This window comes from Pseudomonas sp. AFG_SD02_1510_Pfu_092, assembly GCF_003331055.1.
Taxonomy (GTDB): Bacteria; Pseudomonadota; Gammaproteobacteria; order Pseudomonadales; family Pseudomonadaceae; genus Aquipseudomonas.
The window spans coordinates 23,932-49,266 of sequence record NZ_PUQD01000036.1 but is presented as its reverse complement, the minus strand read 5'-3'; the positions used below and the strand labels follow the sequence as shown (position 1 = coordinate 49,266).

The 25,335-nt window shown below is 63.7% G+C and carries 21 protein-coding genes and 5 tRNA genes; 6 read left to right on the top strand and 20 right to left on the bottom strand.

Annotation, left to right across the window (positions count from 1 at the left end; genetic code table 11):
- Positions 1-246: 246 nt before the first annotated feature.
- From asd to leuC, 5 genes are all read right to left on the bottom strand, one after another.
- Positions 247-1,359, bottom strand: a complete 1,113-nt coding sequence (asd, locus tag C6A77_RS16160; RefSeq protein ID WP_114170368.1) for an aspartate-semialdehyde dehydrogenase — start codon at positions 1,357-1,359, stop codon at positions 247-249.
- A 63-nt stretch (positions 1,360-1,422) separates the two neighbouring features.
- Complete coding sequence (gene leuB / locus C6A77_RS16155; RefSeq protein ID WP_114170367.1) at positions 1,423-2,505, bottom strand: 3-isopropylmalate dehydrogenase; 1,083 nt, start codon at positions 2,503-2,505, stop codon at positions 1,423-1,425.
- 54 nt (positions 2,506-2,559) lie between these two features.
- The gene (locus tag C6A77_RS16150) at positions 2,560-3,324 is read right to left on the bottom strand and encodes a class I SAM-dependent methyltransferase (RefSeq protein ID WP_114170366.1); all 765 of its coding nucleotides are present in this window, start codon (positions 3,322-3,324) and stop codon (positions 2,560-2,562) included.
- Positions 3,325-3,453: 129 nt separating this feature from the next.
- On the bottom strand, positions 3,454-4,098 hold the full coding sequence (gene leuD, locus C6A77_RS16145; protein ID WP_114170365.1) for a 3-isopropylmalate dehydratase small subunit: 645 nt from the start codon (positions 4,096-4,098) through the stop codon (positions 3,454-3,456).
- The gene (leuC, locus tag C6A77_RS16140; RefSeq protein WP_114170364.1) at positions 4,095-5,528 is read right to left on the bottom strand and encodes a 3-isopropylmalate dehydratase large subunit; all 1,434 of its coding nucleotides are present in this window, start codon (positions 5,526-5,528) and stop codon (positions 4,095-4,097) included. Before leuC ends, leuD begins: the two co-directional genes overlap by 4 nt.
- A 131-nt stretch (positions 5,529-5,659) precedes the next feature.
- On the opposite strand from leuC, the gene C6A77_RS16135 reads away from it, so the two are divergent.
- Both C6A77_RS16135 and C6A77_RS16130 read left to right on the top strand, forming a co-directional pair.
- On the top strand, positions 5,660-6,538 hold the full coding sequence (locus C6A77_RS16135; RefSeq protein ID WP_114170363.1) for a LysR family transcriptional regulator: 879 nt from the start codon (positions 5,660-5,662) through the stop codon (positions 6,536-6,538).
- A 61-nt stretch (positions 6,539-6,599) separates the two neighbouring features.
- Entirely contained in the window at positions 6,600-9,896 is a 3,297-nt protein-coding gene (locus C6A77_RS16130) for a PAS domain S-box protein (protein ID WP_114170362.1), read from the top strand.
- A gap of 56 nt (positions 9,897-9,952) precedes the next feature.
- Here the strand turns inward: C6A77_RS16130 and C6A77_RS16125 are convergent, their stop codons facing one another.
- From C6A77_RS16125 to gltX, 10 genes are all read right to left on the bottom strand, one after another.
- A complete protein-coding gene (locus tag C6A77_RS16125; RefSeq protein WP_114170361.1) occupies positions 9,953-10,396 on the bottom strand; it encodes an Hsp20 family protein in 444 nt (147 codons plus the stop codon).
- A gap of 233 nt (positions 10,397-10,629) precedes the next feature.
- Positions 10,630-11,601 (bottom strand): tRNA-dihydrouridine synthase, encoded by a 972-nt coding sequence (locus tag C6A77_RS16120; RefSeq protein WP_114170360.1) that lies wholly within the window; start codon positions 11,599-11,601, stop codon positions 10,630-10,632.
- 51 nt (positions 11,602-11,652) lie between these two features.
- Positions 11,653-12,087 carry a thioesterase family protein gene (locus C6A77_RS16115; RefSeq protein WP_114170359.1) on the bottom strand — a complete coding sequence of 145 codons (435 nt, stop codon included), beginning with the start codon at positions 12,085-12,087 and terminating at the stop codon, positions 11,653-11,655.
- A 78-nt stretch (positions 12,088-12,165) separates the two neighbouring features.
- Complete coding sequence (locus C6A77_RS16110) at positions 12,166-12,999, bottom strand: alpha/beta fold hydrolase (RefSeq protein WP_114170358.1); 834 nt, start codon at positions 12,997-12,999, stop codon at positions 12,166-12,168.
- A 16-nt stretch (positions 13,000-13,015) separates the two neighbouring features.
- Positions 13,016-13,555 (bottom strand): TetR/AcrR family transcriptional regulator, encoded by a 540-nt coding sequence (locus C6A77_RS16105; RefSeq protein WP_114170357.1) that lies wholly within the window; start codon positions 13,553-13,555, stop codon positions 13,016-13,018.
- A 170-nt stretch (positions 13,556-13,725) separates the two neighbouring features.
- Positions 13,726-13,801 (bottom strand) — tRNA-Glu (locus C6A77_RS16100).
- 42 nt (positions 13,802-13,843) lie between these two features.
- Positions 13,844-13,919, bottom strand: a tRNA-Ala gene (locus tag C6A77_RS16095).
- Positions 13,920-13,979: 60 nt separating this feature from the next.
- A tRNA-Glu gene (locus C6A77_RS16090) sits at positions 13,980-14,055 on the bottom strand.
- A 41-nt stretch (positions 14,056-14,096) separates the two neighbouring features.
- Positions 14,097-14,172: transfer RNA gene (locus C6A77_RS16085), tRNA-Ala, on the bottom strand.
- Positions 14,173-14,453: 281 nt separating this feature from the next.
- Positions 14,454-15,935 carry a glutamate--tRNA ligase gene (gltX, locus tag C6A77_RS16080; RefSeq protein ID WP_114170356.1) on the bottom strand — a complete coding sequence of 494 codons (1,482 nt, stop codon included), beginning with the start codon at positions 15,933-15,935 and terminating at the stop codon, positions 14,454-14,456.
- Between the two features lie 143 nt (positions 15,936-16,078).
- On the opposite strand from gltX, the gene C6A77_RS16075 reads away from it, so the two are divergent.
- Positions 16,079-17,134 carry an HlyD family secretion protein gene (locus C6A77_RS16075; RefSeq protein ID WP_114170355.1) on the top strand — a complete coding sequence of 352 codons (1,056 nt, stop codon included), beginning with the start codon at positions 16,079-16,081 and terminating at the stop codon, positions 17,132-17,134.
- A gap of 49 nt (positions 17,135-17,183) precedes the next feature.
- A complete protein-coding gene (locus C6A77_RS16070) occupies positions 17,184-18,674 on the top strand; it encodes an MDR family MFS transporter (protein WP_178082388.1) in 1,491 nt (496 codons plus the stop codon).
- A gap of 133 nt (positions 18,675-18,807) precedes the next feature.
- Here the strand turns inward: C6A77_RS16070 and uvrB are convergent, their stop codons facing one another.
- Positions 18,808-20,823, bottom strand: coding sequence for an excinuclease ABC subunit UvrB (gene uvrB / locus C6A77_RS16060; protein WP_114170353.1), 2,016 nt, complete (start codon positions 20,821-20,823; stop codon positions 18,808-18,810).
- Positions 20,824-21,110: 287 nt separating this feature from the next.
- On the opposite strand from uvrB, the gene C6A77_RS16055 reads away from it, so the two are divergent.
- Complete coding sequence (locus C6A77_RS16055; RefSeq protein ID WP_114170352.1) at positions 21,111-22,307, top strand: amino acid aminotransferase; 1,197 nt, start codon at positions 21,111-21,113, stop codon at positions 22,305-22,307.
- Between the two features lie 62 nt (positions 22,308-22,369).
- A tRNA-Asn gene (locus tag C6A77_RS16050) sits at positions 22,370-22,445 on the top strand.
- Positions 22,446-22,505: 60 nt separating this feature from the next.
- Here the strand turns inward: C6A77_RS16050 and C6A77_RS16045 are convergent.
- The 4 genes from C6A77_RS16045 to C6A77_RS16030 form a co-directional block, all read right to left on the bottom strand.
- Entirely contained in the window at positions 22,506-22,907 is a 402-nt protein-coding gene (locus C6A77_RS16045; RefSeq protein ID WP_114170351.1) for a cupin domain-containing protein, read from the bottom strand.
- 212 nt (positions 22,908-23,119) lie between these two features.
- Entirely contained in the window at positions 23,120-23,680 is a 561-nt protein-coding gene (locus tag C6A77_RS16040) for a DUF1285 domain-containing protein (RefSeq protein ID WP_114170350.1), read from the bottom strand.
- 10 nt (positions 23,681-23,690) lie between these two features.
- A complete protein-coding gene (locus C6A77_RS16035) occupies positions 23,691-24,296 on the bottom strand; it encodes a DUF4823 domain-containing protein (RefSeq protein WP_114170349.1) in 606 nt (201 codons plus the stop codon).
- A gap of 66 nt (positions 24,297-24,362) precedes the next feature.
- Complete coding sequence (locus C6A77_RS16030) at positions 24,363-25,331, bottom strand: radical SAM protein (protein WP_114170348.1); 969 nt, start codon at positions 25,329-25,331, stop codon at positions 24,363-24,365.
- Positions 25,332-25,335 lie beyond the last annotated feature (4 nt).

Below are 25,335 nucleotides of genomic sequence, written 5' to 3'. Positions count from 1 at the left end.
CATTGATGGCTATGTGACGCTGAAAGTGTCACCTATGTGAGTGAACTTTTATGTAACCCATGTGGGTGACCCGTACACCGCTCCCATCATGCGGCCTCCTGAAGTCGCAATCTGCGGCGCCTGGGCTATCGCGCGCTTAGAAGCAAAAGCAAAAGCAAGCTGGCTGGGCTGGGCTGGGCTGGGCAAACATCGGAAACAAAAAACCCGCGCTGTCACCAGCGCGGGTTTTCGCTCACACCGGAACGATCAACGCTCCAGCAGAATCCGCAACATGCGACGCAGCGGCTCGGCCGCACCCCACAACAGCTGGTCACCCACGGTGAACGCGCCGAGGTACTGCGACCCCATATTCAGCTTGCGCAAACGGCCAACCGGAATGTTGAGAGTACCGGTAACCTTGGTCGGGCTCAGCTCCTGCATGCTGATTTCACGCTGGTTCGGCACCAGTTTCACCCAAGGGTTGTGCTGGCTGATCATGCCTTCGATATCGGCCAGCGGCACGTCCTTGTTCAGCTTGATGGTCAGCGCCTGGCTGTGGCAACGCATGGCACCGATGCGCACGCAGATGCCATCGACCGGGATCGGGCTCTTGAAGCGACCGAGAATTTTGTTGGTCTCGGCCTGGGCCTTCCATTCTTCACGGCTCTGGCCGTTCGGCAGTTCCTTGTCGATCCACGGGATCAGGCTGCCAGACAGCGGCACACCGAAGTTTTCGGTCGGGAACGCTTCGCTGCGCATGGCCTCGGCAACCTTGCGGTCGATGTCGAGGATGGCGCTGGCCGGGTTGGCCAGGTCATCGGCAACGGCCGCGTGGGTAGCGCCCATCTGCTTGATCAGCTCACGCATGTTTTGCGCACCGGCGCCCGAGGCCGCCTGGTAGGTCATGGCGCTCATCCACTCGACCAGGCCGGCTTCGAACAGGCCGCCCAGGCCCATCAGCATCAGGCTGACGGTGCAGTTGCCGCCGATGTAGTTCTTGGTGCCGGCATCCAGCTGCTGGTCGATGACCTTGCGGTTGACCGGGTCGAGGATGATCACCGCGTCATCCTGCATGCGCAGGGACGAGGCGGCGTCGATCCAGTAACCCTGCCAGCCGGCTTCACGCAGCTTGGGGAAGACCTCGTTGGTGTAGTCGCCGCCCTGGCAGGTCAGGATCACGTCGAGGGTCTTGAGTTCTTCAATCGAATAAGCGTCCTTGAGCGGAGCAGTATCCTTGCCCACGTTCGGGCCCTGGCCACCAACATTGGAGGTAGTGAAGAACACCGGCTCGATAAGGTCGAAATCCTGCTCCTCCAGCATCCGCTGCATGAGCACGGAACCGACCATACCGCGCCAACCGATCAGACCTACACGTTTCATCGCAACTACACCTTTGCTAAAAGTGGGCCGCCACCGGGAATTTAGGGTGGCGGGCCAGAGAGATTACAGATTCCGCAGCGCTGCGACTACTGCGTCGCCCATTTCCTGCGTACCAACTTTGCGGCAGCCCTGCGAGAAGATATCGCCGGTGCGCAGGCCCTGGTCGAGGACCAGGCTCACGGCCTTCTCGATCGCCTCGGCGGCAGCCGACTGATTGAAGCTGTAACGCAGCATCATCGACACCGACAGGATGGTCGCCAGCGGGTTGGCGATACCCAGGCCAGCGATGTCCGGCGCCGAACCGTGGCACGGCTCGTACATGCCTTTGTTGTCGGCATCCAGCGACGCCGAGGGCAGCATGCCGATGGAACCGGTCAGCATGGAAGCTTCATCCGACAGAATGTCACCGAACATGTTGTCGGTCACCATGACGTCGAACTGCTTGGGTGCGCGCACCAGCTGCATGGCCGCGTTGTCGACGTACATGTGGCTCAGCTCGACATCCGGGTAGTCCTTGGCCACGTCTTCGACCACTTCGCGCCACAACTGGCTGGAAGCGAGCACGTTGGCCTTGTCGACCGAACACAGCTTCTTGCCACGCACGCGGGCCATGTCGAAGCCGACACGGGCGATGCGGCGCACTTCGCTTTCGCTGTACGGCAAGGTGTCGTACGCCTGACGCTCGCCGCCTGGCAGCTCGCGCTGGCCACGCGGGGCACCGAAGTAGATGCCACCGGTCAGCTCGCGAACGATGAGGATGTCCAGGCCCGAGACGATCTCTGGCTTGAGCGAGGAGGCATCGGCCAGCTGCGGGTAGAGGATGGCCGGGCGCAGGTTGGCGAACAGGCCCAGTTGCGAACGGATTTTCAGCAGGCCGCGCTCAGGGCGGATGTCACGTTCGATCTTGTCCCACTTCGGCCCGCCCACGGCGCCCAGCAGCACGGCATCGGCCTTGCGCGCACGCTCCAGGGTCTCGTCGGCCAGCGGCACGCCGTGCTTGTCGATGGCCGCGCCACCAATCACGTCATGCGCCAGGCTGAAGCCGAGCTGGAACTTGTCGTTGGCCAGCTCCAGCACCTTGACGGCCTCGGCCATGATTTCCGGGCCGATACCGTCACCTGGGAGAATCAGAATCTGCTTGCTCATGCTTTCCTCTATTCATTCACGCAGTGCGGCCAAGCGGGCCGCACCGAAAAGTTCTTAACGCTCGGCCCACAACACCAGCACATCGGTGCTGAACGAGCCGTCGGCCTCGATGCGGTAATACTGCCGTACTTCTTCACCCATGGCTTGCTGCAATTGGCGGATGGCCACGCGCATCGGCTCGGGGGTACGCATGCGCTCGACCCAGCTGGCGAACTCCAGGCGCAACGGCTGGCGGGTGTGGCTGCGCACGTGCAGGCCGGCTTCGCTGACCTGGCACAGCCATTCGGCGGCAGAATAGTCACGCACGTGGCTGGTGTCGCGCAGCACTTCGACCGTTTGCAGGTAGGTGTCGAGCAGCGGGCTACCCGGCGACATGACGTCGATGAAAGCAGCCACGCCACCCGGCTTGAGCACCCGACGCACTTCGCGCAGGGCCAGGCCCAGGTCGCTCCAGTGGTGCGCCGAGTAGCGGCTGAAGACGAAGTCGAAGGCGGCGTCAGCGAACGGCAGGCGTTCGGCGGCGCCGCGTTCGGTGCTGATATTGGCCAGACCGCGCTCGGCGGCGGCGCTGGCGACCACATCGAGCATGGCTTGCGAGAGGTCGTAGGCGACCACTTCGGCAACCAGTGGGGCGACGTGGAAACTGACATGCCCGGCACCGCAGCCCAGGTCCAGCACGCGGGCAGCGCCCTGCCCTGCCAGTTCGGCCTGCAGCAAGGCGAATTCACTGCCCTGGGCGTGCACGGCGCTGCTGAGGTAGGCGCTGGCCTGTTCGCCGAACTGGCGCTGGACCACATCGGTGTGCTGGGTGCTGGTCATGTCTTGATCCTGTTGGTTTGTTGCTGCCTGTACCGGCCCTTTCGCGGGTATGCCCGCTCCCACAGAAAGCGAGTAACCGAGTGGGAGCGGGCGTGCCCGCGAAGAGGCCGATACTGTCACTTACACATTTCAGGCATCGCGGAACAGCCAAGGCTGCGCTGCACGGTGTTTGCCTTCGAAGGCCTTGATCGCATCGCTGTCCTGCAAGGTCAGGCCGATGTCGTCCAGGCCGTTGAGCAGGCAATGCTTGCGAAACGCATCGATCTCGAAGTGCAGCACCTTGCCATCCGGGCGGGTCACCGCCTGCGCCTGCAGGTCGATGACCAGCTGGTAGCCCGGGTTGGCTTCGACCTGCTTGAACAGCTCGTCGACTTCCTCATCGCTGAGGATGATCGGCAGCAAGCCGTTCTTGAAGCTGTTGTTGAAGAAGATGTCGGCAAAGCTGGGTGCGATCACGCTGCGGAAGCCGTATTCGTCCAGCGCCCACGGGGCGTGCTCGCGGCTGGAGCCGCAACCGAAGTTCTCACGCGCCAGCAACACGCTGGCACCCTGGTAACGCTCGTGGTTGAGCACGAACTCCTTGTTCAGCGGGCGCTTGCTGTTGTCCTGGTAGGGCTGGCCGACATCCAGGTAACGCCACTCGTCGAACAGGTTGGGGCCGAAGCCGGTGCGCTTGATCGACTTCAGGAACTGCTTGGGGATGATCTGGTCGGTGTCGACGTTGGCACGGTCCAACGGCGCGACGAGGCCAGTGTGCTGGGTAAAGGCTTTCATGCTGCGCTCCCTTGGATCAACTCGCGGACATCGATGAAGTGGCCGGTCACCGCGGCAGCGGCGGCCATGGCCGGGCTGACCAGGTGGGTACGGCCACCGGCGCCCTGGCGGCCTTCGAAGTTGCGGTTGGAGGTGGACGCGCAGTGCTCGCCGTTCTCCAGGCGGTCCGGGTTCATCGCCAGGCACATCGAACAGCCTGGTTCACGCCATTCGAAACCGGCTTCGAGGAAAATCTTGTCCAGGCCTTCACGCTCGGCCTGGGCCTTGACCAGGCCCGAGCCCGGGACCACCAGCGCCTGCTTGACGTTGGCAGCGACCTTGCGGCCCTTGGCGATTGCCGCGGCGGCGCGCAGGTCTTCGATGCGCGAGTTGGTGCACGAACCAATGAACACGCGATCGAGCTTGATGTCGGTGATCGCCTGGTTGGCGGCCAGGCCCATGTACTTGAGGGCACGCTCGATCGAACCACGCTTGATCAGGTCAGGCTCGGCAGCCGGGTCCGGCACGCGCTGGTCGACGGCCAGGACCATCTCCGGCGAGGTGCCCCAGCTGACCTGCGGCTTGATCTGCGCAGCGTCCAGCTCGACCACGGTGTCGAACACCGCATCAGCGTCGGAAACCAGGCCTTTCCAGGCTTCGACCGCCTGCTTCCACTGCGCGCCCTTCGGCGCGTACGGGCGGCCCTCGACGTAGGCAACGGTGGTGTCATCCACGGCCACCAGGCCGACGCGGGCACCGGCTTCGATGGACATGTTGCAGATGGTCATGCGGCCTTCCATCGACAATTCGCGAATGGCGCTACCGGCGAATTCCATGGCGTGGCCGTTGCCACCGGCGGTGCCGATCTTGCCGATAACGGCCAGCACGATGTCCTTGGCGGTAACGCCGGCAGGCAATTGGCCTTCCACGCGCACCAGCATGTTTTTCATCTTCTTGGCGACCAAGCACTGGGTGGCGAGCACGTGCTCGACCTCGGAAGTGCCGATGCCGTGGGCCAGGGCACCGAAGGCGCCATGGGTGGAGGTGTGCGAGTCACCGCAGACCACGGTCATGCCAGGCAAGGTGGCGCCCTGCTCCGGGCTGATGACATGGACGATGCCCTGGCGCTCGTCGTTCATCTTGAATTCGACGATGCCGTATTCGTCACAGTTCTCGTCGAGGGTCTGCACCTGCAGGCGCGACACCTCGTCGGCGATGGCCTCGATACCGCCCTTGCGCTCTGGCGTGGTCGGCACGTTGTGGTCCGGTGTGGCGATGTTGGCGTCGATGCGCCACGGTTTGCGCTTGGCCAGGCGCAGGCCTTCGAAGGCCTGGGGCGACGTCACTTCGTGGATGATGTGGCGGTCGATGTAGATCAAGGACGAGCCGTCATCACGGCGCTTGACCTCATGGGCTTCCCAGAGTTTGTCGTAGAGCGTTTTGCCAGCCATCAGACTGTTCCTCATCAGCGTCTTTCTATGCCAAAGACCCCTTGGCTTGTACGGACGATGCTATGGCGATAGATTGAATAACTCAAATTCATAATTTTTATACTTTGGATAACCCAAAGGAATGCAAACCCATGGATCTCGCCAACCTTAGTGCCTTCATCGCCATCGCTGAAACGGGAAGTTTTTCCGGAGCAGCTGAACGCCTGTTCCTGACCCAGCCCGCCATCAGCAAACGCATCGCCGGCCTGGAGCAGCAGCTGGATGTGCGCCTGTTCGACCGCCTGGGCCGCGAGGTGACCTTGACCGAGGCTGGGCGCGCCCTGCTGCCACGGGCTTACCAGATTCTCAATGTGCTCGATGATACACGCCGCGCATTGACCAATCTGAGCGGGGAAGTGAGCGGTCGCCTGACCCTGGCCACCAGCCATCACATCGGCCTGCACCGCCTGCCCCCGTTGTTACGGGCCTTTACCCGCCAGCACCCGGCCGTGGCGCTGGATATTCAGTTCATGGATTCGGAACAGGCCTACGACGAGATTCTGCATGGCCGCGCCGAGATTGCCGTGATCACCCTGGCGCCAGAGCCACACCACCTGGTCCAGGCGGTGCCGGTATGGGACGACGCCCTGGACTTCGTCGCCGCCCCCGAGCACCCGCTGGCCAACAATCACGCGGTCAGCCTGGCCGACGTCGCCCGCCACCCGGCCGTGTTCCCCGGCGGCAACACCTTTACCCACCATATTGTCCAGCGCCTGTTCGAAAGCCAGGGCCTGACGCCGAACATCGCCATGAGCACCAACTACCTGGAAACCATCAAGATGATGGTGTCGATCGGCCTGGCCTGGAGCGTGCTGCCGCGCACCATGCTCGACGAACAGGTTGCACCCATCGCCTTGCCGGGCATACAGCTGTCGCGCCAGCTAGGCTACATTTTGCACACGGAGCGTACGCTATCGAACGCGGCCAAAGCGTTCATGGCCTTGCTCGACAGCCATGCAGGGCCCGCCTGACCGGTCGTCAGTCCGGTATTTCCACCCCAAGGACGCGTCATACGCCAAAGGTCTGGTACCGATGCCCAAATCAGCAAACCGCTTTCCGCGCCTGCCGCGTATCCCGGCGGCCGACCCTCAGGAGTCGGAGCAGGCCTGGCAGAACGCCCCGCAGCTGCTGGCCGCGCTCAACGGGGCCCGGCTGGGCGCCTGGTTGTGGGATATCCAGACCGGCCGGGTGAGCTGGTCGCGCGGTACCCAGGCGCTGTTCGGTTTCGACCCGCACAAACCGCTGCCAGGCGATATCGACTACCTCGACCTGCTGCCGGAGGAGGACCGCGCCCGCACCCGCCAGCTGTTCCAGGCCGTGGTCAACGGCGAACCGGCAGAAAAAGCCATGCGCCACCGCATCCGCTGGCCGGACGGCAGCCTGCACTGGCTGGAGATCAACGGCAGCCTGACCCACGACCTGCAGGGCCGGCCGCAGATGATCGGGGTGATCCGTGAGATCACCCGTCAGCGCGAGCGGGAAACTGCGCTGATCAATTCGGAAAAGCGCTTCGCCACGCTGTTCCACCTCAGCCCCAACGCCATTTTGCTGACTCGCCGCCACGACGGCATGATCTTCGAGGTCAACCAGCACTTCGAAGACATGTTCGGCTGGCCAGGCAGCCAGGTGATCGGCAAGACCAGCCTGGAGCTGGGCCTGTGGGTCAACCCCGAGCAGCGTTACCAACTACTGGAGTCGACCCGCAGCAACAACGGCCCGCTGATTCTCGAGGTGCAGTTCCGCGCCACCAGCGGCAAGGTGCATGACGGCATTCTCTGCACCCAGGGCATCGAGCTGGAAGGCGTGACCTTTCTGCTCAGCACCTTCATCGACACCACCGAGCGCAAGCGCGCCGAGCAAGCCCTGAAGGACAGCCAGGAGCGCCTGGACCTGGCGCTGGACTCGGCCCAGCTGGGCACCTGGGACTGGCATATTCCCAGCGGCATGCTCTACGGCTCGGCCCGCGCCGCGCAATTGCACGGCCTGCCGCCCATTCCCTTTCACGAATCGTTCGACGCATTTTTCGAAGGCGTACCCGAGCAGGAGCGCAATGTCATGCGCCAGGCCTACCGCAGCCTGCGCGAAGGGCCCGCCGGCAACTACCAGATCACCTACCGGGTGCAGCTGGAAAACGGCATCTCGCGCTATATCGAAAGCCGCGCCCGGCTGTACCGTGACGAGCAGGGCAACCCGCTGCGCATGGCCGGCACCCTGCTCGACATTACCGACCAGGTGGAGCGCGAACAGCGCCTGAGCGCCTCGGAAGAGAAATTCGCCAGCCTGTTCCAGGTCAGCCCCGACCCGATCTGCGTCACCCGCCAGGACACCGGGCAGTTCATCGAAATCAACCCGGCATTCACCCAGACCTTCGGCTGGAGCACCGACCAGGTGATCGGCCGCACGGCAGAAGAGATCGGCCTGTGGGCCGAGTCGGTGGAGCGCGCGCAACGCATCGAGCGGGTGATCCGCGAGCAAGCCCTGAGCAATGTCGCGGTGGTAGTCAACCACCGCAATGGCGCACCGCTGACCTGCGTGATTTCCAGCCGCCTGATCACCGTCGATGACCAGCCCTGCAGTGTCACCACCCTGCGCGACATCACCCAGCAGCAGCGTGCCGAGGCGGCACTGAAGTCCAGCGAAGAGAAGTTCGCCAAGGCCTTCCACTCCAGCCCCGACGCCATCACCATCACCGAACGCCACAGCGGCCGTTACCTGGAGATAAACGACGGCTTCTGCCGCCTGACCGGTTACAGCGCCGCCGAGGTGGTCGGCCACACGGTGTACGAGATTGGTATCTGGGCCGACGACAAGCAGCGCAGCGCGCTGCTCAACGAGCTGCGCGAGCGTGGCCGGGTGCACCACCGCGAAATGCTCGGGCGCAACAAACGTGGCGACATTCTGACCGTGGAGGTGTCGGTGGAGCCGATCACGCTCAACGAGGTCGACTGCCTGCTGCTGACCGCCCGCGATGTCAGCCTGCTGAAGAACGCCCAGGCGCAGATTCGCCACCTGGCCTACCACGACCCGCTGACCAACCTGCCCAACCGCGCCCTGCTGATGGACCGCCTGAGCCAGCAGATCGCCCTGCTCAAGCGCCACAACCTGCGCGGTGCCCTGCTGTTTCTCGACCTCGACCACTTCAAGCACATCAACGATTCGCTGGGCCACCCGGTGGGTGACACGGTACTGAAGATCATCACCGCGCGCCTGGAAGCCAGCGTGCGCCTGGAAGACACCGTGGCGCGCCTGGGCGGCGACGAGTTCGTGGTGTTGCTCAGCGGCCTGGAAGGCAGCCGCGAGCTGGTCGAAGAAAAGGTTCGCGAGTTGGCCGACACCCTGCGCGAGCTGCTGGCCGAGCCGATGTCGCTGGACGGCCAGCGCCTGCAGGTAACCCCGAGCATCGGCGTCGCGCTGATCCCCGACCACGGCGCGACCCCGGCCGACCTGCTCAAGCGGGCCGATATCGCCCTGTACCGGGCCAAGGATTCCGGGCGCAACACCACCCAACTGTTCCATACCACCATGCAGAAGGCCGCCAGCGAGCGCCTGCGCATGGAAAACGACCTGCGCCTGGCCCTGGCCCGTGGCGAACTGGCGCTGCATTTTCAGCCGCAGGTGGATGCCCGTGACAACCGCATCGTCGGCGCCGAGGTGCTGCTGCGCTGGCACCACCCGCAACTGGGCCAGCAGCCACCCGCGCAGTTTATCCAGGTACTGGAAGAAAGCGGTCTGATCCTTGAAGTTGGCAGCTGGCTCCTCGACGAAGCTTGCGATGCCTGTGCGCGCATGCTCAGCGACGGGCTGATCGACGCCGACAGTTTCAGCCTGTGCGTCAACATCAGCCCACGGCAGTTCCGCCAGAACGACTTTGTCGGGCGAGTGCTGCGCAGCCTGGACGATTACCGCTTGCCGCGGCAGATGCTCAAGCTGGAGATTACCGAAGGCATCGTCATCCAGAACCTGGAAGACACCATCAGCAAGATGCGCGAGTTGAAGCGCTACGGGGTCAGCTTTGCCATGGATGATTTTGGCACCGGCTATTCCTCGCTGACCTACCTGAAACGCCTGCCGGTGGATGCGTTGAAGATCGACCAGACCTTCGTGCGCGATGCCCCGGTGGACCCCAACGACGCCGAAATCGTCCGCGCCATCGTCGCCATGGCCCGCAGCCTGGACCTGGCGGTGATTGCCGAAGGGGTGGAACTGACCGAACAGCTGGAATTCCTCGAGCGACTGGGGTGCCACCTGTACCAGGGCTACCTGCACAGCCGGCCGCTGCCGCTGCCGGAGTTTCGGCAGATGTTGCTGGAGGCGCCGGCAGATTACTGACCCGCTGCGCCCACAAAAAAGGGCACCCGAGGGTGCCCTTCTTCAGATCATCGCGATCAGTTCAGCGCTGGCTTGTCGCCGTTGATCGGGATGCGTTTGGCCTTGGCTTCTTCCGGCACGATGCGCAGCAGGTCGATGCTGAGCAGGCCGTTGGCCAGGTCGGCGGCCTTGACTTCGATGTGGTCGGCCAGGCGGAACGACAGTTTGAAGGCGCGCTGGGCGATACCCTGATGCAGGTAGGTCACTTCAGCGCCCTCGTTGTCGCGCTTGCCACCCGACACGGTCAGGACACCCTTCTCGACTTGCAGGTCGAGGTCCTGCTCGCGGAAGCCGGCTGCGGCTACCACGATGCGGTAGTGGTCATCGCCATGCTTTTCCACGTTGTAGGGCGGGTAGCTGCTACCGGCCTCGTTACGTGCCGCGGATTCGAACAGGTCGTTGAAACGGTCGAAACCAACGGAGTGGCGGAACAGCGGAGCGAGAGAGAAAGCAGTAGTCATGGTCATAAACTCCTGAGAATCAGCAAGTAAGTCATTACGCGACCCGACTTCGGCATCGCGTACTGAAGAGATATGGCCGAGGGAAATGCTTTCAAGGGGCAAGCAAAAAAAATCTGAAATCAGCTTTTGGTTTGATGGCCTCTTCGCGGGTAAACCCGCTCCCACAGGCACTACACAGGCCCCAAGGTTTGGAAGCCCCCCGTGGGAGCGGGTTCACCCGCGAAAGGGCCGGATCACGCTACACAAGCCGCCTGGGCCTGCGGCGCAACCACCAGCAAGCGGCTGATCCGTGCGCAGTCGTCTTCCCGGCGCAACTCGGCGAACAACACCACCGCCTCGGGATAACTGCGCGTCAGCATCGCCAGCCACTGCTTCATCCGCCCTGGCGCATAACGCGGCGACAGCTTGGCCTGGGCCTGGCGCCAGAACTCGCGCAGCAAGGGCAGCAGGTCGTCCCAGCTCAGCGGCTGATAAGCCCGCCCGTCCCGCGCGGCGGCAATCTGCAAGCCCAGATCAGGGCGCGAGACCAACCCACGCCCGAGCATGATGTGTTCAGCGCCACTGACCTCACGGCAACGCCGCCAGTCATCCACCGTCCAGATCTCGCCATTGGCGAACACCGGCACCTTGACCACATCCTGCACCCGCGCCACCCATTCCCAGTGGGCCGGCGGCTTGTAGCCCTCGACCTTGGTCCGTGCATGCACCACCAGGTGCGCCGAGCCGCCTTCGGCCAGTGCCGTGGCACACTCCAGCGCGCCATCCGGGCTGTCGAAACCCAGGCGCATCTTGGCGGTGACCGGGATGTTCGCCGGCACGGCGCGGCGCACTTCGCGCACGATGGCGTGCAACAGCTCAGGTTCCTTGAGCAGCACCGCGCCACCGCGCGACTTGTTCACGGTCTTGGCCGGGCAGCCGAAGTTCAGGTCGATCACCGGCGCCCCCAGCTCGCAGGCCAGTGCGGCATTTTCCGCCAGGCACACCGGGTCCGAGCCCAGCAACTGCACACGCATGGGCACCCCGGCGGCGGTCCGCGCGCCCTGGCGCAGCTCGGGCGCCAGTTTGTCGAACGAGGAAGGCGGCAGCAGGCGGTCGCACACGCGAATGAATTCGGTGACGCACCAGTCGATACCGCCCACGCGGGTCAGCACGTCGCGCAGGATGTTGTCGACCAGCCCCTCCATGGGGGCCAGGGCAATTTGCATGTCGGGGTCTCGGCGGAAAAAGCCGGCAGTCTAGCAAAAATTGCCGGTGTTTCAGGCGCCGATCAGCGCCGGGCCGTAACCGTCGAGGAATTCCGCCGGCATGCGCCTGGGCTTGCCGCTGGACAGCTCGATGCAGGCGAAGGTGGTCTGCGCGCGCAACAGGGTCACGCCGTCGCGCGGGCGCTTGAGCTGGAAGCGCCGGGTCATGCGCAGGCGCTGGTCCCAGTCGACAATCCAGGTGGCCAGTTGCAGCTCGTCATCCTCGTAGGCCGCGGCCAGGTAGTCGATTTCGTGGCGCACCACGGCCATGGCCCGGTCCAGCCGGCGGTACTCGGCCAGGTCCAGGCCCAGGCGCTGGGAATGGCGCCAGGCACAGCGCTCCAGCCAGGTGAGGTAAACCGCGTTGTTGGCGTGGCCGAGGCCGTCGATGTCTTCGCTGCCGACCCGCAGGTCGATGACGAAGGGTGTTGCCAGGTCCCAGCTCATGTTCGCTTCCTTGGCACAAAAGTGGATTTAGCAGTGACCTGGCGGATAATGTCCAGCCCTTCCGTGCCCGGTTTTCAACTAGGCGCTTTGCCGCACCGGCGCAGCCGCCCGGGCCAGCAACTCGAGCACCGCCTCGCTCAGCTGCGGGTCGGCCAGCACCCGCTGGTGGCCGCCCTCCTCCAGCAACAGCAGCCGGCTGTCGAACCAGGCCTTGTGAATGACGCGCGCTTCATCAGCGGGCACCAGGCCGTCATCGGCCGCATGCACCACCAGCCCCGGCAGCTCCAGCTGGTAACCACTCACATCCAGCCGCGCAATCTGCATGCCGACATCGCGCTCTACCTGGCGAATGAACGCCGCCCGCGCCCGCGCCGGCAAGCCCAGGCGCTGGGCAAAGCCGCGCAACACCCCCAGCAGCCGCGCCGGAGCCGCGATGCTTACCGCCGCTTGTGTGCGCAAGCCCATCTGCAAGGCCAGCAACACACTGGCGCCGCCCATGGAGTGCCCAATCACGGCGCGCAGCGGCGGCAATTCGGCGGCAGCTTCCAGCAGCGCCCGGGCGAACAGCACCACATGCGCCTGCTCGCCCGGCGAACGGCCATGCCCCGGCCCTTCCAGCGCCACCACGGTGTGCCCGGCCTGGACCAAGGTCTCGATCAACGCGGCAAACTGGGTTGGCCGGCCTTCCCAGCCGTGCATCAGCAGCACCGTCGGCCCCTTGCCCCAGCGCAAGGCCGACAAGCCGAAGCGCAGGGTGATGCGTTCGGCACTGGCCAGCACGGGCAGCTCCCAGTCGCGCGGCGGCAGGTTGCGCGGGGTCATGAAGGCACGGCGCATCTTGCCCGCGACATGCTCGGGGGCCAGGCGGCCCAAGGTGCCATTGACACCACGAATCCAGCTCAGGGTAGTCATCGCCATGCTCCAGGGTTCAAAGCACCGCCGATTTGGCGGCACGCAGAATACGGTCAGACAGGTCACTGGTACCCAAGGCCCGGGCCAGGGCCAGGCCACCGACCATCAGGGCCAGGTCGGCCAGCGCCTTGTCGGCGTCCTCGGGGCGGTCGACCATCGCCGCCGCCATCAGCTCGATGTGTTCGGCCAGCACCTCGCGAAAGGCCTCCGGCAGGCGCTGCATTTCGCCCAGCGAATTGGGCAGCGGGCAGGCGTGCACTTCGGCATCCCGGTGCTTGCGCGACAGGTAGAAGGCACTGGCCAGGGCCCGGCGCCCGGCGCCGTCGAGGTTGGGGTCGATCTGCGCGAGCAAGGCGCGACGCTCGCCCAACAACTGGCGAAACGCCTCGAGCATCAACTCGTCCTTGCTGTCGAAGTGGGCATAGAAACCGCCGACGGTCAGCCCCGCCGCGCCCATGACCTGGCTGACGCTGGGTTCGGCCGGACCGTGCTGGATCAGCGCACTGCGCGCCGCCTCGAGAATGCGTTCGCGGGTTCTGCTCTTCTTGTCGCTCATCAGGGCACTCGCCGAGGAATATGATGATCGAAATATTATTCTCATCATATTTTTTCGCAAGCAGAATTTGCAGCCGGCTGTCGGTCTGGAATTTTGGGAATGGAGAAAAAACAAAAGGCCCATTCAATAATCGAATGAGCCTTGAAAGTCCCGCAAAACGCGGGTAAACGTGGCGTCCCCTAGGGGACTCGAACCCCTGTTACCGCCGTGAAAGGGCGGTGTCCTAGGCCACTAGACGAAGGGGACGTAACCTTCGTGCCGATCCGCTTGCGCGAACCGCGGCAAAAATGGTGGAGCTAAGCGGGATCGAACCGCTGACCTCCTGCATGCCATGCAGGCGCTCTCCCAGCTGAGCTATAGCCCCGAAACAAAAGGCTCATCAGTAATCGACGAGCCTTTAAAGCCCTGCAAAACGCAGGAAAAGTGGCGTCCCCTAGGGGACTCGAACCCCTGTTACCGCCGTGAAAGGGCGGTGTCCTAGGCCACTAGACGAAGGGGACGTAACCTTCGTGCCGATCCGCTTGCGCGAACCGCGGCAAATTGGTGGAGCTAAGCGGGATCGAACCGCTGACCTCCTGCATGCCATGCAGGCGCTCTCCCAGCTGAGCTATAGCCCCACAATGTCGCGCTGAACCGAATCGCTGGCTGGGTGCCTGGCGTTTCATTTTCGTTCATCGCTGTGGACGGGGCGCATATTAAGATCGGATTGCAGGGCTGTCAAACGAATTTTTCAAAATAATCAAAAATTTTTTCACAGATAACAATCACTTACCGCCCTGCCCCGGTTTTTCAGGGTTCAGCTGGACCTGTGGGGGCGGGCGTGCCCGCGAAAGCGGTGTCTGATCTACCATCGCATTCGCGGGCACGCCCGCTCCCACAGGTTAGGTGTAAAGCTGAATCAGGCTATCGAAGCCAGCAGCTTTTCCCACTCTTTGTTTTCTTTCTTCGACACCCCACCCAGCAGGTCCAGGGCCTGGCGCAGGCGGTAGCGGGTCAGGTCCGGGCCGAGGATTTCCATGGCGTCGAGCACCGACACCGAGCTGGCCTGGCCAGTGATGGCCGCGAACATCAGCGGCATGGCGTCACGCAGTTTCAGCTCCAGCGCCTCGACCACGGCCTGGATGCAGCCGGTAATGCGCTCTTTTTCCCACTGACGCAGGCTTTCGAGCTTCCACAGGATCAGCTGGATCACCTGACGCACCTGGTCAGCCGAGAGCTTTTTGCTTTCGAACAGCCGGGCGTCCAGCTTCAGCGCGCCTTCGAAGAAGAACCCACCCAGCGGGGCGACCTGGCTGAAGGTTTCCACCCGGCCCTGCACATGCGGGGCAATCTTCATCATGTAGTCGCTGTTGAACGCCCACTTCTGCAGGCGCGCGGCGAACTCTTCGACCGGCAGCTCGCGCAGCCACTGGCCGTTCAGCCAAGACAACTTCTCGATGTCGAAGATCGGCCCGCCCAGCGAGACACGCGACAGGTCGAAGTGCTCGACCATCTCGGCCAGCGAGAACTTCTCGCGCTCGTCCGGCATCGACCAGCCCATGCGGCCCAGGTAGTTGAGCATCGCTTCGGGCATGAAGCCCATGCGCTCGTAGAAGGTCACCGAGGTCGGGTTCTTGCGCTTGGACAGCTTGGACTTGTCCGGGTTGCGCAGCAGCGGCATGTAGCACAGCTTGGGCTGTTCCCAGCCGAAGTACTCGTACAGCTTGATCAGCTTGGGCGCCGACGGCAGCCACTCTTCGCCGCGCAGCACGTGGGTGATGCCCATCAGGTGGTCGTCGACGACGTTGGCCAGGAAGTACGTCGGCAGGCCGTCGTTCTTCATCAGCACCTGCATGTCCATGCGGTCCCACGGGATCTCGACATCGCCACGCAGCATGTCCGGCACCACGCACACGCCTTCGCTCGGCACTTTCATGCGGATCACGTGCGGCTCGCCGGCGTCCAGGCGGCGCTGCACTTCCTCGGCGCTCAGCAGCAGCGCACGGCCGTCGTAGCGTGGAGTCTCGCCACGGGCCTGCTGCTCGGCGCGCATCTGCTCCAGCTCTTCGGCGGTGCAGAAGCAATAGAACGCGTGGCCGGCGTCGACCAGCTGCTTGGCGTACCTGGCGTAGATTTCGCCACGCTCGCTCTGCCGGTACGGGCCATGCGGGCCGCCGACGTCCGGGCCTTCGTTCCATTCGATGCCGAGCCAGCGCAGGGCGTCGAAGATCTGCTGTTCCGACTCGCGCGTGGAGCGCAGCTGGTCGGTGTCTTCGATGCGCAGGATGAACTCACCGCCGTGCTGCTTGGCAAAGCAGTAGTTGAACAGGGCGATGTAGGCGGTGCCGACATGGGGGTCGCCGGTCGGCGATGGCGCGATACGCGTGCGTACGGTGGTCATGGAGGGTCTCGAACGAAAGATGAAACAAAGGCGGGATGTTAGCAGGAGGCGGGCACCGGGCTCCAGCAATGGCGCGAACGTCACTTGTCGTCCGGCCCTGTGCCGCTGTTAAATTTATTTACATTTCTCGAACGATAGCCCCCATGCCTGCCCAACTCAAACGCCGCCTGCTGGTGTTCTTTACCCTGGTTGCCATCATTGCCCTCGCCTTCCTGGGCCACTGGTACTTCAAGGGCCGCTTCTACGAGAGCACCGACAATGCCTACGTGCAGGGCGAGATCACGCGCATTTCCAGCCAGCTGAGCGCGCGTATCGACGAGGTCCGGGTCGAGGACAACCAGCACGTCAAACAAGGCGACTTGCTGGTGCGCCTGGAGGTCGCCGACTTCGAGCTGGCCGTGCAACGCGCCCGCGCCGCCCTGGCCAGCCGCGAAGCCGAACAGCTGCAGGCGCAAAGCCGCCTGACCCAGCAAGCCAGCCTGATCGCCGCCGGTCAGGCCCAGGTGGCGGCCAACCAGGCCACCTTCGACCGCTCACGCCTGGACCTGAGCCGTGCCGAGAAGCTGCGCAAGCCAGGTTTCGTTTCGGAGGAACGCGTCACTACCCTGTCGGCGGACAGCCATGTCGCCGGCTCGCAGGTCGACAAGGCCCGGGCCGACCTGCAAAGCCAGCGCCAGCAGGTCAACGCCCTGGCTGCCGAACTCAAGCGCCTCGACGCGCAAATCAGCAACGCCCGCGCCGACCTGGCCCAGGCCGAACTGAACCTGACCCGCTGCGAGATCCGCGCGCCGATCAGCGGCACCATCGGCCAGCGCAACGCGCGCAATGGCCAGATCGTGCAGGCTGGCGCCTACCTGCTGTCGATCGTGCCGGACGAAGACCTTTGGGTGCAGGCCAACTTCAAGGAAACCCAAATCGGCCGCATGCAGCCCGGCCAGCGTGCCGAGCTGCGGTTCGACAGTTACCCCGACACGCCAATCGAAGGCCGGGTCGACAGCCTGTTCGCCGCCTCGGGGGCGCAGTTCAGCCTGCTGCCGCCCGACAATGCCACCGGCAACTTCACCAAGGTGGTGCAGCGCATCCCGGTCAAGCTGACCTTGCGTGCCGACAACCCACTGCACGGGCGCATCCGCCCCGGCATGTCGGTGACCGCCACCGTCGACCTGCGCAGCGAGGGCCAGGGCCGCGATGGCCGGTGACGCGCTGCTCAGGCCCACCGCGGAGCCGACCCGGCGCGACTGGATCGCGGTGATGAGCGTGATGCTCGGCGCCTTCATGGCGGTGCTGGACATCCAGATCACCAACTCGTCGCTGAAGGACATCCAGGGCGCGCTGTCGGCGACCCTGGAGGAAGGCTCATGGATTTCCACCTCGTACCTGGTGGCGGAAATCATCATGATCCCGCTCACCGCCTGGCTGGTGCAGCTGCTGTCGGCGCGGCGCCTGGCGGTGTGGGTGTCCGGGGGCTTCCTGCTGTCGTCGCTGCTGTGCTCGATGGCCTGGAACCTGGAAAGCATGATCCTGTTCCGGGCCGTGCAGGGTTTTACCGGCGGCGCGCTGATCCCGCTGGCCTTCACCCTGACATTGATCAAGTTGCCCGAGCATCACCGCGCCAAGGGCATGGCCATGTTTGCCATGACTGCCACATTCGCGCCCTCCATCGGCCCTGCCCTGGGTGGCTGGCTGACCGAGAACTGGGGCTGGGAATACATCTTCTACATCAACATCCCGCCGGGCCTGGTGATGATCGCCGGCCTGCTGTACGGGCTGGAGAAGAAGGACGCGCACTGGGAGCTGCTGCAAAGCACCGATTATGCCGGTATCGTCACCCTGGGCCTGGGCCTGGGCTGCCTGCAGGTGTTCCTCGAGGAAGGCCACCGCAAGGACTGGCTGGAATCGCAACTGATCGTCGGCCTGGGCACCGTTGCCCTGCTCAGCCTGATCACCTTCGTCATCCTGCAGTTCTCCAGGCCCCAGCCACTGATCAACCTGCGCATCCTCGGCAACCGCAATTTCGGCCTGTCGAGCATCGCCAGCCTGGGTATGGGCGTAGGGTTGTACGGGTCGATCTACCTGTTGCCGCTGTATCTGGCGCAGGTGCAGGGCTACAACGCCTTGCAGATTGGCGAGGTGATCATGTGGATGGGTATTCCGCAGCTGTTTCTGATACCGCTGGTGCCGCAACTGATGAAAGTGGTCTCGCCCAAGGTGCTGTGCGCCTTGGGGTTCTGCCTGTTCGGCGTGGCCAGTTTCGGCTCCGGGGCGCTTAACCCGGATTTTGCCGGGCCGCAGTTCAACCATATCCAGATCATTCGCGCCCTCGGCCAGCCGATGATCATGGTGACCATCTCGCTGATCGCCACGGCGTACATACAGCCACAGGATGCAGGGTCGGCGTCCAGCCTGTTCAATATCCTGCGCAATCTGGGCGGAGCCATCGGCATTGCCTTGCTGGCCACGCTGCTGGATGCGCGGACCAAGGTATATTTCGATTATCTGCGGGAGTCGGTGGTGCCGAGCAACCCGCAGGTGGCGGAGCGGCTTTCGCAACTGGCGGAGCGGCTGGGGAACGACAATGCGGCGCTGGGCAAGCTGAGCGAGATTACCCACCAGCAGGCGCTGATCATGGCTTACAACGATGCCTTCCACTTTGTCGGGATCGGTTTGGCGGTGAGCATGGTGGCGGTGTTGCTGACGCGCAGGTTGCCGGAAGGGTTGAAGGCTGGGGAAGCCCATTGAGTTAGGTATTGTCTGTGCCGGCCTCTTCGCGGGTAAAACCGCTCCCACAGGGTTTTACACTGGTTTCAGGACCTGCGCTGTACCTGTGGGAGCGGGTTTACCCGCGAAGAGGCCGGCACAAGCAATATGAAAATCAGCTGGTAATCAACCGCTCCCGCAGCTGGGCGATTTCGTCACGCAACTGCGCCGCCGCCTCGAACTCCAGGTCGCGGGCGAATTGCATCATTTTCTCTTCCAGCTGCTTGATGCGCTTGGTGATCTCGCCCGGCGTGCGCAGCTCGGCCTCGTAGCGGGCGCTCTCCTCTGCCGCCTTGGCCATGCCCTTGCGCTTCTTGCTGCGCGAACCGGGCACGGTGGCGCCTTCCATGATGTCGGTGATGTCCTTGACCACGCCCTTGGGCACGATGCCATGGGCCAGGTTGAAGGCGATCTGCTTCTCGCGGCGGCGCTCGGTTTCGTCGATGGCACGCTGCATGGAGCCGGTGATGTTGTCGGCGTAGAGGATGGCCCGGCCATTGAGGTTACGCGCGGCGCGGCCGATGGTCTGGATCAGTGAGCGCTCGGAGCGCAGGAAGCCTTCCTTGTCGGCATCGAGGATCGCCACCAGCGACACCTCGGGCATGTCCAGGCCCTCACGCAGCAGGTTGATCCCCACCAGCACATCGAAAGTGCCCAGACGCAGGTCGCGGATGATCTCCACCCGCTCGACGGTATCGATATCCGAGTGCAGGTAGCGCACCCGCACATCGTGGTCGGCCAGGTAGTCGGTGAGGTCTTCGGCCATGCGCTTGGTCAGTGTGGTCGCCAGCACCCGCTCGCCCTGGGCCACGCGCTTGCGGATTTCCGACAGCAGGTCGTCGACCTGGGTCAGGGCCGGGCGCACTTCTACCTGCGGATCGACCAGGCCGGTCGGGCGCACCACCTGCTCCACCACGCGCCCGGCGTGTTCGGCCTCGTAGGTGCCCGGCGTGGCGGAGACGAAGATGGTCTGCGGGCTGACCGCCTCCCATTCGTCAAAGCGCATGGGCCGGTTGTCCAGCGCCGAGGGCAGGCGGAAGCCGTATTCGACCAGGGTTTCCTTGCGCGAACGGTCGCCCTTGTACATGGCGCCCACCTGCGGCACGCTGACATGCGACTCATCGATCACCAGCAGCGCATCGGCCGGCAGGTAGTCGTACAGGGTGGGCGGCGGCGCCCCGGCCGGGCGCCCGGACAGGTAGCGCGAGTAGTTTTCGATGCCGTTGCAGTAGCCCAGCTCGAGGATCATCTCCAGGTCGAAACGGGTACGCTGCTCCAGGCGCTGGGCTTCGACCAGCTTGTTAGCCTTGTGCAGGTATTCGAGGCGGTCCTTGAGTTCTTCCTTGATGCCCTCGACCGCATCCAGCAGGGTTTCCCGCGGGGTCACGTAGTGGCTCTTGGGGTAGAAGGTGAAACGCGGCAGCTTGCGGAAGACCTCGCCGGTCAACGGGTCGAAGGCGGCGATGTTCTCCACCTCGTCATCGAACAGCTCGATGCGGATGGCTTCCAGGTCCGATTCGGCCGGGAAGATATCGACCACATCGCCACGGACACGGAAGGTGGCGCGGGCGAAGTCCATTTCGTTGCGGGTGTATTGCAGGTCGGCCAGGCGTCGCAGCAGCGCGCGCTGGTCGAGCTTGTCGCCGCGGTCCACATGCAGGACCATTTTCAGGTAGGTTTCCGGGCTGCCCAGGCCGTAGATGCACGACACGGTGGTGACGATGATCGCGTCGCGTCGCTCCAGCAGTGCCTTGGTCGCCGACAGGCGCATCTGCTCGATGTGGTCGTTGATCGAGGCGTCCTTCTCGATGAAGGTGTCGGACGACGGCACGTAGGCTTCGGGCTGGTAGTAGTCGTAGTAGGAAACGAAATACTCCACCGCGTTATTGGGGAAAAATGCCTTGAATTCGCCATACAGTTGCGCAGCCAGGGTCTTGTTCGGTGCCAGCACCAGGGTCGGGCGCTGCACCTGCTGGATGACGTTGGCGATGCTGAAGGTCTTGCCCGAACCGGTCACCCCGAGCAGCGTCTGGTGCGACAAGCCTGCCTCGATACCTTCGACCATCTGGCGAATGGCCTCGGGCTGGTCGCCGGCCGGCTGGAAACGGGTGACGAGCTGGAACTCGGACATGACGGACCTCGCGATGCTGCAGCAACTGTAAATTTAGCCAGTAGTCTATACCCAAATGCGCCCGCCGGGGACCGCTTTCAAGGCACAGCTGTGAGTGCTTGTTACGGTGGACCCGCCAAATAGACCAATGGTCGAAAAATATTTGCGCAAAACGCCGGAAAAGCTGCGTCGGAGTGTCGCCGTGACCGGTCGGTATCACTATACTGACTCCCCGTTTGTGCACCGCTTCAGTGCATTCGGCTGGAGCGTGTACGCCCTATCACTCTCCAATCAGAGCCGAAGTAACAATGAGCCTGTTTTCCGCTGTCGAGCTGGCACCCCGCGACCCTATCCTGGGCCTCAACGAAGCATTCAACGCCGACCCACGTACCGACAAGGTCAACCTGGGCGTAGGCGTGTACTGCAATGAGGAAGGCCGCATTCCGCTGCTGCGCGCCGTGATCGAAGCCGAGACCCAGCGTGCCGCCCAGCACGCCTCGCGCGGCTACCTGCCGATCGATGGCATCGCCACCTACGACCAGGCTGTACAAAAGCTGCTGTTCGGTAACGAATCGCCGCTGCTGGCCGCTGGCCGCGTGGTGACCGTGCAGGCCGTCGGCGGTACCGGCGCACTGAAGATCGGTGCCGACTTCCTCAAGCGCATTTCGCCGAACGCCGTGGTCGCCATCAGCGACCCGAGCTGGGAAAACCACCGCGCGCTGTTCGAATCGGCCGGCTTCCCGGTGCAGAACTACCGCTACTACGACGCACCGACCAACGACGTCAACCGCGCCGGCATGCTCGAAGACCTGAACAACCTGCCGTCCGGCTCGGTCGTGGTCCTGCACGCCTGCTGCCACAACCCGACTGGCGTCGACCTGACCCTGGACGACTGGAAAAACGTCCTGGAAGTGGTCAAGGCCAAGGGCCACGTGCCGTTCCTCGACATGGCCTACCAGGGCTTCGGTGATGGCATCGCCGAAGACGCCTTCGCCGTGCGCCTGTTCGCCGAGTCGGGCCTGGAGTTCTTCGTCTCCAGCTCGTTCTCCAAGTCGTTCTCGCTGTACGGCGAGCGCGTCGGCGCGCTGTCGATCGTCACCGCGTCCAAGGACGAGAGCACCCGCGTACTGTCGCAGGTCAAGCGGGTGATCCGCACCACCTACTCCAACCCGCCGACCCATGGCGCAACCATCGTTGCCACCGTGCTGAACAGCGCCGAACTGCGCCAGATGTGGGAAACCGAACTGGCCGAAATGCGCGAGCGTATTCACGGCATGCGCAAGCAGATGGTGTCGCTGCTGGCCGAATACGGCGCCAACCGCGACTTCAGCTTCGTTGGCCGCCAGGTCGGCATGTTCTCCTACTCGGGCCTGACCGTGGAACAGGTAGCCCGCCTGAAGAACGACTTCGGCATCTATGCCCTGGACACCGGCCGCATCGCAGTTGCCGCGCTGAACCAGAGCAACATCCACGTGGTCACCAAGGCCATCGTCGAAGTGTTGTAACTGCTTGATTTGTCAGGGGGCAGCTTGACTTCCCCCGGGCAATCAGTAAGATGTGCGCAGATTCCGCGATAGCTCAGTCGGTAGAGCAAATGACTGTTAATCATTGGGTCCCTGGTTCGAGTCCAGGTCGCGGAGCCAGACACTGAAAAAGCCCCCGGGTGCGCAAGCAACCGGGGGCTTTTTCGTCTGGGCGCGAAATCAGTTGTTCAGCGGCTCGGTCACGGGCTTGCCTTCATCTACCAGGCTCCAGACCAGCAAACGGGCAGGCCGGGTCTTGCTGGCGTTGCGCGAAACGCTATGGAGGGTGCCTGGCGCTTCGTACCAGTAGTCGCCGGCTTTGTAGGTCTTTTCCTGTTCGTCGTTGAGCTTCGATACCACCGCCCCTTCCAGCACGTAGGCCATGACTGCACCTGGGTGCTGATGCGCAGGCGAAGCCTGGCCAGGGGCGTAGCTGACGGTGAGCATCACGGCGTTCTTGCCGGGGGCGTTCGAGGGTTGTTGCTGCTGCAGGACCTTGACCTGGTCGGCGACCTCGCCGTGCGCCCAGGCGGGGGTTTGCGCGGCGAGCAAAGCGAAAAGGATGATGGCTAGGGGTTTCATGGGCTTCTCCTGGAGGACTGCCTGCAGGTTAGGCCCTGGGAAGCCAGCGACAAATGGCCAATTCGAGGTAAAAGCAGGGCGCCGATTTTGCCTGTTCCGGCCTCTTCGCGGGCTCGCCCGCTCCCACACGGAACAGCGCAGCCGTTGAAACCTGTGGAGAACCCTGTGGGAGCGGGTTCACCCGCGAAGAGGCCAGCACTGGCGAGACAATTTCAGCTACTACGCCCGATCGGGTAGAACTCACCTTGGCTCCAAACCCCAAGCCACTCCTCCCCCTCGATTTCCCGCGGCACCGCCAGCTCCACCAACTGGTAGAACACGTTGCGATGAATCAGCGCCTCAAGGTTGCTGCGCATCAGCACATACGGCGATGGCGCCTGTGTGACCGGGTCGATGAGCACGCGCAGCGGGTTCGCCGGCCCGGCTTCGACCTGGTCCTCGACATTGCTGGTGAAGCGCAGCACCTGATCCTCACCCTCCCCGTCCACATCCAGCGCCACGGCCACGAACGGCGCATCATCGACACGGATGCCGACTTTCTCCACCGGGGTTATCAGGAAGTAATCATCGCCGTCGCGGCGGATGATGCTGGAAAACAACCGCACCATCGGCTTGCGCCCGATCGGCGTACCCAGGTAATACCAGGTGCCGTCGCGGGCGATGCGCATGTCGATGTCGCCGCAGAAATCCGGGTTCCACAGATGCACCGGCGGCAGGCCCTTGGCCTTGGGGATCTGCGCCAGAAGATCATTGGCCTTGGCCGAATCGCTCATCGCGCTTGCCTCACTCACTCATGCCCAGAAGGCTACGAGCGTACTCGCGCATTGGCGCGGCAAGCAAATCCTCGGGGGTGTTGTCGTGGAACGTCAACAAACCGCCACGGCTCTTGATCCGTGCAGTATCGATCAGGTAGCGGGTACTGGTCTCGATCAGCATCATCTGCACCACGCCAGTGTCCCAGCCCAGGCGATCGACGGCCTGTTCGTCATACCATTCGTCGCCGTTGCCGATCCGGTCATTGGTACGCGCAAAGCGGGTGTACAGCACGTAGTCGGCCCCCACCGAACGCGCCTGGGCGATGGCCTCTTCCAGGCCCAGCGGGCCCTGGGCGCGACGCACCAGCGGGAAATACTCGACAAAGCTCTTGAACGCCTGCTCGGCCACCACGTTCTGCCGGGGTACCGGGCCTTTGCCTGGCGGCACGAACGCGCCCTGGCCGATGAATATGAACGAATCGGGCTGCAGGCGGATCGACAGGGTGCGACGGGTATCGCTATGGTCGAGCAGACCGGCATCGCTCATGTGGTAGCGGACGCCCTCGCCCATATCGCTGACATTCATGCAGCCGCCCAGCGCCATCAGCGCCAGCAGCAAAACCAGGCTACGCATCTTTCCTCCAGTGGCCGGCGACGAAAAACCGGCGAATAGCCGGCGGATGCAGCTTTTGCGCCAGCTTCAGCCGCCAATCACCTTCATCACCATCACATCGCCGGAAAACGCCAGGTCCTGCTTGTCGGCCAGGGCCTTGACCAGCAAGCGCTGCAGGGCTGGCAGCGCCTGATGGCGCGGTTTCTCCAGCAGGTCGCCGAGGTAATGACGGTTGCCCGATGACAGGCAGCCATGCAGCCAGCCGGTGGAGGAAAGCCGCAGCCGCGAGCAAGTACGACAGAACGGTACGCTTTCATTGGCGATCACGCCGAAGTGGCCTTTGCCCGGGATCTGATAGCGCAAGGCAGTGGCATCCAGCGGCGCGTCAACCTGGGCATAGGCATGCCGGCCGCCGATCAGCGCAAGCAACTGGTCAAGGCCGACGAACTGCTGCAGGAAGGCGTTGTGGTCACGGGCCAGGTGGCCCATGCGCATGAGCTCGATGAAGCGCAGTTCGAAGCCGCGCGCAAGGCAGTAGTCCAGCAGCGGCAGCACCTGGTCGAGGTTGTGCCCGCGCATCGGCACCATGTTCACCTTGATCTGCATGCCCATGGCGCTGGCCTGCTCCATGCCCGCCAGCACGCTGGCCAGGTCACCGCCCCGGGCAATGCGGCGGAAGGCCTGAGGGTCGAGGCTGTCGAGGGAAACGTTCAACCGGCGGATACCCGCCGCCTGTAACTGCGGCAGCTTGCGCGCAAGCAGCTGGCCATTGGTGGTCAGCGAGATATCGTCGAGGTCGAGCTTGGCCACAGCCGCCAGAAAGGCATCCAGGCGCGGACTGACCAAGGGTTCACCCCCGGTGATGCGCAAGCGCTCGATGCCGGCGGCTTCGATGAGGTAGGCCACGCCATGCGCCAGAGCGTCCGCCGACAGTTCATCCTGCGCCGCCACCAGGCGTTTGCCGTCTGGTACGCAGTAGGTGCAGGCGTAGTTACAGGCAGCCGTCAGGCTGACGCGCAGGTTGCGAAAACGCCTGCCTTGACGATCGACGATCATGAAT

Excerpts from the sequence above, each read along its gene's own strand:
- C6A77_RS16075 (WP_114170355.1), top strand. The coding sequence starts at position 16,079 with ATGCCTGCCCAACTCAAACGCCGCCTGCTGGTGTTCTTTACCCTGGTT.
- C6A77_RS16110 (WP_114170358.1), bottom strand. The coding sequence starts at position 12,999 with ATGACTACCCTGAGCTGGATTCGTGGTGTCAATGGCACCTTGGGCCGC.
- uvrB (WP_114170353.1), bottom strand. The coding sequence starts at position 20,823 with ATGTCCGAGTTCCAGCTCGTCACCCGTTTCCAGCCGGCCGGCGACCAG.
- asd (WP_114170368.1), bottom strand. The coding sequence starts at position 1,359 with ATGAAACGTGTAGGTCTGATCGGTTGGCGCGGTATGGTCGGTTCCGTG.
- C6A77_RS16120 (WP_114170360.1), bottom strand. The coding sequence starts at position 11,601 with ATGCAAATTGCCCTGGCCCCCATGGAGGGGCTGGTCGACAACATCCTG.
- C6A77_RS16045 (WP_114170351.1), bottom strand. The coding sequence starts at position 22,907 with ATGAAACCCCTAGCCATCATCCTTTTCGCTTTGCTCGCCGCGCAAACC.
- leuB (WP_114170367.1), bottom strand. The coding sequence starts at position 2,505 with ATGAGCAAGCAGATTCTGATTCTCCCAGGTGACGGTATCGGCCCGGAA.
- C6A77_RS16115 (WP_114170359.1), bottom strand. The coding sequence starts at position 12,087 with ATGAGCTGGGACCTGGCAACACCCTTCGTCATCGACCTGCGGGTCGGC.
- C6A77_RS16055 (WP_114170352.1), top strand. The coding sequence starts at position 21,111 with ATGAGCCTGTTTTCCGCTGTCGAGCTGGCACCCCGCGACCCTATCCTG.
- C6A77_RS16040 (WP_114170350.1), bottom strand. The coding sequence starts at position 23,680 with ATGAGCGATTCGGCCAAGGCCAATGATCTTCTGGCGCAGATCCCCAAG.
- C6A77_RS16130 (WP_114170362.1), top strand. The coding sequence starts at position 6,600 with ATGCCCAAATCAGCAAACCGCTTTCCGCGCCTGCCGCGTATCCCGGCG.
- C6A77_RS16105 (WP_114170357.1), bottom strand. The coding sequence starts at position 13,555 with ATGAGCGACAAGAAGAGCAGAACCCGCGAACGCATTCTCGAGGCGGCG.
- gltX (WP_114170356.1), bottom strand. The coding sequence starts at position 15,935 with ATGACCACCGTACGCACGCGTATCGCGCCATCGCCGACCGGCGACCCC.
- C6A77_RS16150 (WP_114170366.1), bottom strand. The coding sequence starts at position 3,324 with ATGACCAGCACCCAGCACACCGATGTGGTCCAGCGCCAGTTCGGCGAA.
- C6A77_RS16035 (WP_114170349.1), bottom strand. The coding sequence starts at position 24,296 with ATGCGTAGCCTGGTTTTGCTGCTGGCGCTGATGGCGCTGGGCGGCTGC.
- C6A77_RS16030 (WP_114170348.1), bottom strand. The coding sequence starts at position 25,331 with ATGATCGTCGATCGTCAAGGCAGGCGTTTTCGCAACCTGCGCGTCAGC.
- C6A77_RS16125 (WP_114170361.1), bottom strand. The coding sequence starts at position 10,396 with ATGACTACTGCTTTCTCTCTCGCTCCGCTGTTCCGCCACTCCGTTGGT.
- leuD (WP_114170365.1), bottom strand. The coding sequence starts at position 4,098 with ATGAAAGCCTTTACCCAGCACACTGGCCTCGTCGCGCCGTTGGACCGT.
- leuC (WP_114170364.1), bottom strand. The coding sequence starts at position 5,528 with ATGGCTGGCAAAACGCTCTACGACAAACTCTGGGAAGCCCATGAGGTC.
- C6A77_RS16135 (WP_114170363.1), top strand. The coding sequence starts at position 5,660 with ATGGATCTCGCCAACCTTAGTGCCTTCATCGCCATCGCTGAAACGGGA.